The organism is Fulvivirga kasyanovii, assembly GCF_009711405.1.
GTDB classification, from domain to species: Bacteria; Bacteroidota; Bacteroidia; order Cytophagales; family Cyclobacteriaceae; genus Fulvivirga; species Fulvivirga kasyanovii.
The window spans coordinates 1-8,518 of record NZ_SMLW01000655.1; the positions used below are offsets into that span (position 1 = coordinate 1).

The window sequence follows — 8,518 nt, forward strand, 5'->3', positions numbered from 1 at the left end:
GGGGCAATACCAAGTTTTTTGTAAATAAATGATTTTCTCGAAACTCCTGCTAATAATGGCAGCCCTAAAACCTTAAAATACTTCAAATTTTTTAGTAAAACATAATTTTGATCCATTGTTTTGGCAAAACCAAATCCCGGATCCACCACTATATCTTTAACACCTCTCGAATGTAATTCGCTCACTTTTTTCTCAAAAAAATCGAGAATTTCAATCAAAAGATTATCATAAGAAGTGTTTTTGGTCATGGTTTTAGGGTTACCGCGCATGTGCATTAATATATACGGTACCTGCGCATCTGTAACCACATCGTACATACGTTTATCCAATCCGCCACCCGAAATATCGTTGATAATATCTGCTCCTGCTTCTATGCTTTGTTCAGCTACAGCCGCCCTGAAAGTGTCGATGGAAAGGTATACATTGGGAAATGCTTTTTTGATGTTCTTTATGTGGGGGATGACCCTTTTCAACTCCTCTTCCACCGGGATATCATCGGCCCCGGGGCGGGAAGAATAACCTCCGATGTCAATAATATCCACGCCCTGATCTACCATGGCAGCGGCCCTGGTCAGGATAGTTTCTTCATGGGTATACCTGCCACCGTCAAAGAAGGAATCCGGTGTAGTATTGAGTATTCCCATTACCAGCGGAGACTGCAGGCTGACTACATTTCCGCCAATGTTGAGTGTTTTTTTACCTGAAAAAACTGTATCTTTCGCCACGTTTAAAGAAGGTTATTTATATAAAATAAGCATTAAAATTGATAGATAAAACGGTCAGCGAATATAAGCAGGTAATACAGGAGTGTAAAGGACTTTTTGAAAAGAAGACAAAAGATTATGGCACCGCGTGGAGGATATTAAGGCTTCCTTCTATTACTGACCAGATATACATAAAAGCGCAGCGGATTCGCTCAATTCAGGATAAGGGACAGCAAAAAGTAGGTGAAGATGTGACCTCAGAGTTTATTGGTATCATCAATTATTGTATAATGGCCATTATTCAGATTGAGCTAAAGGACAATCCTAACCTCGATCTTAAATATGATGAACTTGAGCCGCTGTATGATCGTATAGCAGAGGAGACCCTTGATCTTTTACAGAATAAAAACCATGACTATGGAGAGGCTTGGAGGGAAATGCGGGTCAGTTCGATTACTGATATCATATTGATGAAGCTTCTCCGTGTAAAACAGATCGAGGATAATCAGGGCGTGACCCTGGTATCTGAAGGTGTTAAAGCCAATTATCAGGATATGATCAATTATTCAGTATTTGCATTGATAAAACTTAATTTCTTAGTTAAATGATAAAGAAGGGGATTGATATTTTTTCGAGGGTTTTTGTAGGAGGCTTGTTTATCTTTTCCGGCCTGATAAAGCTGAATGATCCTATAGGTACAGAGATAAAGCTTGAGGAGTATTTTGACGTTTTTGCTTCCGATTTCGGTTCGTTCTTCGAATGGTTTATCCCTATAGCCCTGCCTTTAGGTATGGTACTTATTGTGCTTGAAGTAGTGCTGGGAGTGGCTGTTCTGATTAATTATAAAATGCGGACTACAACCTGGGTGCTTTTAGCACTGATGGTCTTCTTTACCTTTCTGACATTCTATTCAGCATATTTTAATAAAGTTACCGACTGTGGTTGTTTTGGTGATGCTATCCCATTAACTCCTTGGGAGTCTTTCTACAAAGATGTCATCCTGATGGTTTTTGTACTGCACTTATTCTGGCACCGTCGGCGTTTTGAGCCTGTATTCCGTAGCAGGCCCGGACATTTTATCATCGGTGCAGTGGCAGTAGTGTCCTTTGGTGTAGGTATCTATGCTATTCAGCACCTTCCTTATATCGATTTCCGTCCTTACAAAATAGGTGCAAGTATACCTGAGAATATGATTGCCGAGGAAACACCAAAGCTGGAGTATACCTTCAAGGGCCCGGATGGTGAGTTGATAGAATCTGATAAATATCTTATGCCTGATGCAGGGTATGAGTATGTTTCATCAAGAGTAGCCAACCCTGAAAAGTCAACTCCAAAAATTACTGATTATCAGGTGTTAAGTACGGATGGTGAAGATTTTACTCAGGAGTCATTTCAGGGTGCGAAATTGATCCTGGTGTTTTATGATACCCAAAAGGCCAATAAGGAGCACATTAAAGATATAGTTGACCTGGTCAATGGGCTGGATAGCTCCATAAAACCTATGGTGTTGACCTCTGCCAGTGAGGGTGATTTTGAGGCCCTGCGTCATGAGTATCAATTGGCTGTGCCATACTACCAGACAGATGCCACCGTATTGAAAGCTATGATACGATCCAACCCCGGCGTGTTGCTGTTTAAGCACGGCATTGTTTTAGGGAAATGGCACCATAACGATGTGCCTTCGTCAGAAACTGTCAATGGGCTTGCGAAATAAAATCTTCCTGGTTGGTATGCCCGGCTCGGGAAAGTCTACAATTGGCCGTCAATTGGCTGATCGTTTGAAAATGCCATTTATTGATCTTGACCAGAAGATAGAGGAGCAGGCACAATGTACAATCAAAGAAATATTTGCTCAGCATGGCGAAGATCATTTTCGTGAGCTAGAACAAAAAGCCTTGCACAATGCTGCTCAACCCGAAGGAGACCTAATTGTCGCTACCGGTGGTGGCGCCCCATGTTTTTTTGATAATATGGATGTTATTAAAGCCAATGGTGTAAGTGTTTTTATAGATACACCGTTAGAGGAGTTGGTGGCCAGGCTCAATGCCTACGAGAAAGACAAGAGACCAAAATTTTCATCCGGGGAAGGACTAAAGGGGCAGCTTGAAGAATTGTACAAGAACCGACTCTCCTTTTATGAACGGGCTGATCTGAGATGGGACAACACCACGGAAACGGCAGATCAGTTAATTGAAAGTCTGAAGAAACTAAAAAAGCTCGACTGAATATTTCGCTCGAGCTTTTTAATAACCTGTGATTTATTAATATCCTTTAGAAAAAGAATCCTACTGAAATGGTAGCAGTGGTGTTAGTATTTTCTACTTCGGCTACCGCTGCTCCGGGGTATGGCATAATGGTAGAGTTTCTTCCAAGACTGTTTACCAGTCCAAGGTCTACAAAAAAGTCTTTGGTTCTTATGCCGGCTCCAACGGAAACTTTGCTTTCGCTATTATCAACGCCGTCATCTGTTGGGTCTCCAAGGTAGTTGAATCCTGCTCTTACCCTGAACATGTCAAAACGATATTCTGCTCCTGCTCTGTAATTATAAACAGCTTCATATTGATCTATACCCTGATTACTGTCTGAAAATGTATAACCATCGTCCCCATTGCTTAATTTGGCCTGTGAATAATTAACCCTTTCCACATCTCCGGTAATAAATCCGTTTTTTCCAATGAAGTAGGTAATGCCACCGCTTACTCTTGATGGGGTTGAGATGTTATAGTTAAAGGGAGTATAGGTGATCGTCCAGTCATGATAGGCATCCCGGTAATCTGTAGAGCCTGTATAATCCGCCTGTAGTATTGTTTCCTGGGTTTGTTCCATGCCATAGTAACTGGGAGTGGTGTATGACAAGCCCAGCAATATCGGTGCTACAGGCCGTGCTATAACTCCAAAAGTAGCATTGATACCTATACCGCTAATGTTGTAATTGTCTATAAGAGTAAGCCTTCTTAACGTCGCCTGGGTAGGTTCTTCCGTATAGATTCTTTCCACATCTCTGTCAACAGATAGTATGCCTATACCTGCGCCAAAATATACGCGGTCATTATAGTTCCCACCATAGGAAATGGATGTTTGATAAATTCCACCTTTTGAGTTAATAGTCTCTCTTTGTCTGGTAGGGAACTTCTCCTCAGGAAATGCGGGTACATAGATGGGGTCGCCATTGTTATCCGTAAGCAGAGAGCCGTTTTCATCCGTAGCATAGATATCCCTGTCTACAATTGATTCTGTAGGGCTTACAGGAAATACATCGATTAGATAAGTTTCATAAGCAAGTTCTACAAAGCTATTGCCATTGTAGGTAAGGTTACCACTGCCATCTATACCTGCGCTTAATACGGCATATTCTATAAAGTCTTTAGGAGAATTGGCATCCAGCACTATATCTCCATTGGAATCGACCGGATTATAAGAATCCCCTTCATAAGTTACCCTGTTTTGAAAGTCAGCGATCCTGTTAAGGCTCAGTCCGAATGATCCGCCTCTCCATTTACTTTCTACCAAATCGCCCTTGGTTTTATTGAGTACCACACCCAGATTGGCAAAATTCAGGTTAAGCTTTGAGTCATTAACACTGGTGCCAAGATAGTCGGAGGATGAGCTGATAACATTGAGGGTAGGGCTAAATGAAAATTCTGATCTGTTAAAGAACCCAAGTCCTGCCGGGTTAGAGGAGGCAGAACTGATGTCTCCCCCTAATGAAGTTTGTGCTCCGCCCAAGCCTTGGATTCTGGCTGATCCGCCCAGGTAAGTTCTGCTCATGTCCAGAGCTGTGGCGGAGAAGTCTCCTGCATCCTGTGCCTTAGCGGTTACCAAAAGGCAAAGCTGTAGCAGGCCTATTGAAATAAGCTTAATTAATCGGTTCATGAAATAAGGATCTTTGAGTTTTTACAAATTAGTTACCACCTCTTCTTGATCTGCTGCTTCCTCCGCTGCTTGACCTTCCGGTAGAGCCAGAGCTTCTTGAGCTGCTTCCCGAAGAGTAAGATCCACTGCTTCTGCTGTTGCTTCGGGAGCCTGAAGAGTACCCGGAGCTTCTGCTATTGGATCTGCTAGGAGAATAACCACTATTATTAGATCTTGATCTGCTAGGTGTACTGTAGCCTGATGAAGACCTGCTATTGGATCTTGATCTGCTGTTGTAATAATTTGAATTATTATTTCCGGAAGACCTGTCATAGGATGAAGACCTGCTACGGTTTGTATTTCTGGACTCAGTCGAGTAATTGGAGGTAGACCTTGATCTGCTATTATAGGTTCTGCCGTTTGACGTGTTGTCATTAGAAGAGCTTGAAACAGCTTCTCTTGACCTCCTGTAGTATCTGCTTTGAGTATTGGAATAGTCTCGTGATGTAGCCTCGGTTGCCACACGGCTTGTTCTTCCGTTGGTTATATCCCCACCTGAATTAGTAGTGGTTCTTCCTGTTCTTCCATTACCGACTAAATCACCACTTCTGGAGGTGCTTGGCCCTCTTTTAACGGTTCTGTTACTTCTGGTCTCGTAGTTATTGATTACTACATAATTGTTTCTGTAAGGGTAGCCATATCCGTAATATGAACCATAATAGTATGGTGAGCAGAAAGGGTCATAGAAAGAGTAGAAGGGGTCATAGTAGCCTCCCCAGCCGTTGCCCCAGCCCCAGCCGTATCCTACTGAGACTCCTGAGTACCAGCCATTTCTCCATCCCCAGGTATTGCCAAAACCGAATGAAACAGACCAGCCGGATCTGAAAGGCCTGTAGCCATACCCGTATCCGTAACGTCCGTACATATAAGGACTATAGAATGGATCGAAAGCGGTACCCCTGTAATATGAAGGGTCGCTCCAGTAAACATCGGAATAATTTCTAAAGTAAGTGGTATTGCCATACCTGTCTCTTACAACGACATCTGCGTCTTGCTGATAGTCATTGACTACAGAGTAGCCATTGTCATAGTCGTCATTGTAGTATTCATCTCCCGAATATTCACTGTCGCTTGAATAGTCTTCCTGCGATTTTGCCTGGTAACGGGCGACGTATTCCGGGTTTACAGTTTTAGAAGAGAAGTTCTCCTGGGGGTTATTGGTAAGTTGTTGTACCTGACTGGCATCTTGTACAACCTTATCTTCAACCTTGACCTTCTTCACTGTATTGCGGTCGCTAGGCATGAAATAAAGGTCATCGTATTCTTTGTCCTGAGCGTATGAAGCACCCAGCGCGAATAATGATGCACCTAAAAGGGCGGATAATTTTTTGATGTGAATATTCATGGCATACCTGTTTTGGGTTATAAACATACTTTATTAAACGACAATTCCAAAAAACGGATATATTTTACGATAATAATTATCCTTATATTTGCCGGAATAAAGTTATTTCAAGCTATTTACATCAAATTTTATACCAAAAACTGCTATGGGTAAAGGATTACCAAAAAGAAGTGAAGATTATTCCCAATGGTACAATGAATTAGTGAAAAAAGCCGATTTGGCAGAGCACTCGGCCGTGAGAGGTTGTATGGTCATTAAACCGTATGGCTTCAGTATCTGGGAGAAAATGCAAGCTGCGCTTGACAAAATGTTTAAAGACACTGGTCACACCAACGCTTACTTCCCTCTTTTTGTGCCGAAATCATATTTGAGTAAAGAAGCTGACCACGTCGAAGGATTTGCCAAAGAGTGTGCAGTGGTAACGCACTACAGGTTAAAAAATGCAGAAGATGGCAGTGGCGTAGTGGTAGATCCGGATGCTAAGCTGGAGGAGGAACTGATCGTAAGGCCTACTTCGGAAACAGTGATCTGGAATACTTACAAAAACTGGATACAGTCTTACCGCGACTTGCCTTTGTTGATCAACCAATGGGCCAATGTGGTGCGTTGGGAAATGAGGACGCGTTTGTTTTTAAGAACTGCTGAATTTCTGTGGCAGGAAGGGCATACTGCTCATGCTACAAAGCAGGAGGCCATAGATGAAACGGTGCAAATGCTGAATGTATACGCAGAGTTTGCAGAAAAACATATGGCTATGCCTGTATATAAAGGTGTGAAGACCGAAAGTGAGCGCTTCCCGGGTGCTATTGATACCTACTGTATCGAGGCTCTTATGCAGGATGGCAAGGCGCTTCAGGCAGGTACATCTCATTTTCTTGGCCAGAATTTCGCCAGGGCTTTTGATGTAAAGTTTGCTGACAAAGAAGGTAAGCTTGACCTGGTATGGGGAACCTCATGGGGAGTGAGCACAAGGTTGATGGGAGCATTGATCATGGCGCACTCTGATGATGATGGCCTTGTACTACCTCCGAAACTGGCGCCAATCCAGGTAGTGATTGTGCCTATTTTTAAGAATGAGGAGCAGCTTAATGCCATCACCGAAGTGGTTGATAAAATTCAGGCTGAATTGAAGGCTTTGAATATCAGTGTTAAATTTGATACAAGAGATACCAATTCTCCAGGCTGGAAGTTTGCGGAGTATGAATTGAAGGGGGTGCCTGTAAGAATGGCAATAGGGCCTCGTGATTTGGAAAATGGTACTATTGAAGTAGCACGTCGCGATACCAAGGAGAAGGAAGTAGTAGCTGTTGATGGCGTGGTGAAAAAGGTGCAGGACCTACTGGAGGATATTCAGGAAAATATTTACAAAAAAGCGTTGCATTACAGGGAAAGCAATACTACCAAAGTTGATACCTACGAGGAGTTTAAGTCAGTCCTTGATGGAAAAGGTGGCTTTGTGTTGGCCCATTGGGATGGAACTCCTGAGACAGAAGAGAAAATTAAGGAAGAAACCAAAGCGACTATCCGTTGCATACCTGTGGATGCCCCTGAAGAGTCGGGCAAATGCGTTTACTCTGGCAAGCCTTCCGGCAGAAGAGTGCTTTTTGCAAGGGCATATTAATTAATGTTTAAATAACAGCAGTATAACTAGGATACGAATTTGTTTCTAGTTATCTGCTGCAACTGATAATACCGCTGAGAGCCCAATTAATATGCCCATTCCCAAACCGAATCCTCCCCAGGCTTTTCTCCGTTTTTTTACTATTGCTCCTTGTATATATCCTTTTTCAAAGTGTTCATTTTTTATGTTAACGTGTAGTGCAGGGTTCTTCGGAGGAATGGCACTTGTCAATACTGTAGTCACCAAACCTGCCGGGGGAAACAAAACTGTGGAAATTGTAGTCCCTGTTTTAACATTTTGAGCATTGTAATTCATTATGGCCTCATCAACCCCTAATGAATATGCTTTAATACTATCTGTAAGGTCAATGTTCAGTGCGTTGAAATTATTATGAAATTCTTGCAAATAATCAATAGTGCCATCTTGATGTTTAATAAATGAGATTTTTGAGGTCTTTATAGAATATGTAGGCTTGAGTTTTTTTGTTTTTGCGTATTCTACGACATCAGCATTTAAATGAATTATATATGCAGGAATGTAAATGTTGTTTTTGAGGACTAAAGTGTCTTGAGCCGACACCGTACGGTTAAAAAAAAGCAAAAGTGCAAATACTGTAACTATTATTTTCATTTTAATATATTGTAAGATAATACAAGAGAACTGTACATTCCATCCATTGCGGAGGTTCTATTGTCGCCGTATGTTCTTGATACCCGATATCCTGTAGTAATACCTACAATAAGTCTTCCGGGGTTAAATTGTATGCCACCTTCTAAGGATGTAATAAAACCATATTTTTCTTCCTCCTTTTTTTCTGGATGTGAGTACCATGAGTCAACAGAGCGATTGTCGGTAATGTCTTTTCTAATTTTGGCAAAAATATAGCTGCCCCCAAAACCTGCTTGAACATATCCTTTTAATTTTAAACTCTTAAAA

Annotated in this window: 9 protein-coding genes; 4 read left to right on the top strand and 5 right to left on the bottom strand. The window is 41.9% G+C overall.

What is annotated here, in order from left to right; translation table 11 throughout:
• Window positions 1-725: dihydropteroate synthase (gene folP, locus E1163_RS24650; protein WP_343033956.1), on the bottom strand; the 725-nt coding region annotated here is incomplete at its 3' end.
• Between the two features lie 38 nt (window positions 726-763).
• Here folP and E1163_RS24655 point away from each other — a divergent pair.
• The 3 genes from E1163_RS24655 to E1163_RS24665 are packed head-to-tail and all read left to right on the top strand — an operon-like array spanning window position 764 to window position 2,929.
• Window positions 764-1,312 (top strand): DUF1599 domain-containing protein, encoded by a 549-nt coding sequence (locus E1163_RS24655; RefSeq protein ID WP_155175399.1) that lies wholly within the window; start codon window positions 764-766, stop codon window positions 1,310-1,312.
• Entirely contained in the window at window positions 1,309-2,418 is a 1,110-nt protein-coding gene (locus tag E1163_RS24660; RefSeq protein WP_155175401.1) for a BT_3928 family protein, read from the top strand. Before E1163_RS24655 ends, E1163_RS24660 begins: the two co-directional genes overlap by 4 nt.
• A complete protein-coding gene (locus E1163_RS24665) occupies window positions 2,408-2,929 on the top strand; it encodes a shikimate kinase (RefSeq protein ID WP_185156201.1) in 522 nt (173 codons plus the stop codon). Before E1163_RS24660 ends, E1163_RS24665 begins: the two co-directional genes overlap by 11 nt.
• Window positions 2,930-2,975: 46 nt before the next feature.
• Here the strand turns inward: E1163_RS24665 and E1163_RS24670 are convergent, their stop codons facing one another.
• Entirely contained in the window at window positions 2,976-4,577 is a 1,602-nt protein-coding gene (locus E1163_RS24670; protein WP_155175405.1) for an OmpP1/FadL family transporter, read from the bottom strand.
• Between the two features lie 28 nt (window positions 4,578-4,605).
• Window positions 4,606-5,961 carry a hypothetical protein gene (locus E1163_RS24675; protein ID WP_155175407.1) on the bottom strand — a complete coding sequence of 452 codons (1,356 nt, stop codon included), beginning with the start codon at window positions 5,959-5,961 and terminating at the stop codon, window positions 4,606-4,608.
• 145 nt (window positions 5,962-6,106) lie between these two features.
• Here E1163_RS24675 and proS point away from each other — a divergent pair, with 145 nt between their 5' ends.
• Complete coding sequence (gene proS / locus E1163_RS24680) at window positions 6,107-7,582, top strand: proline--tRNA ligase (protein ID WP_155175409.1); 1,476 nt, start codon at window positions 6,107-6,109, stop codon at window positions 7,580-7,582.
• Window positions 7,583-7,627: 45 nt separating this feature from the next.
• On the opposite strand, the gene E1163_RS24685 is transcribed toward proS, so the two are convergent.
• Both E1163_RS24685 and E1163_RS30730 read right to left on the bottom strand, forming a co-directional pair.
• Window positions 7,628-8,212 (bottom strand): hypothetical protein, encoded by a 585-nt coding sequence (locus tag E1163_RS24685; RefSeq protein ID WP_155175411.1) that lies wholly within the window; start codon window positions 8,210-8,212, stop codon window positions 7,628-7,630.
• A partial coding sequence (locus tag E1163_RS30730) for a hypothetical protein (protein WP_185156202.1) occupies window positions 8,209-8,518 on the bottom strand: 310 nt, incomplete at its 5' end. The genes E1163_RS30730 and E1163_RS24685, both read right to left, overlap by 4 nt.

Excerpts from the sequence above, each read along its gene's own strand:
- E1163_RS24660 (WP_155175401.1), top strand. The coding sequence starts at position 1,309 with ATGATAAAGAAGGGGATTGATATTTTTTCGAGGGTTTTTGTAGGAGGC.
- E1163_RS24670 (WP_155175405.1), bottom strand. The coding sequence starts at position 4,577 with ATGAACCGATTAATTAAGCTTATTTCAATAGGCCTGCTACAGCTTTGC.
- E1163_RS24675 (WP_155175407.1), bottom strand. The coding sequence starts at position 5,961 with ATGAATATTCACATCAAAAAATTATCCGCCCTTTTAGGTGCATCATTA.
- proS (WP_155175409.1), top strand. The coding sequence starts at position 6,107 with ATGGGTAAAGGATTACCAAAAAGAAGTGAAGATTATTCCCAATGGTAC.
- E1163_RS24685 (WP_155175411.1), bottom strand. The coding sequence starts at position 8,212 with ATGAAAATAATAGTTACAGTATTTGCACTTTTGCTTTTTTTTAACCGT.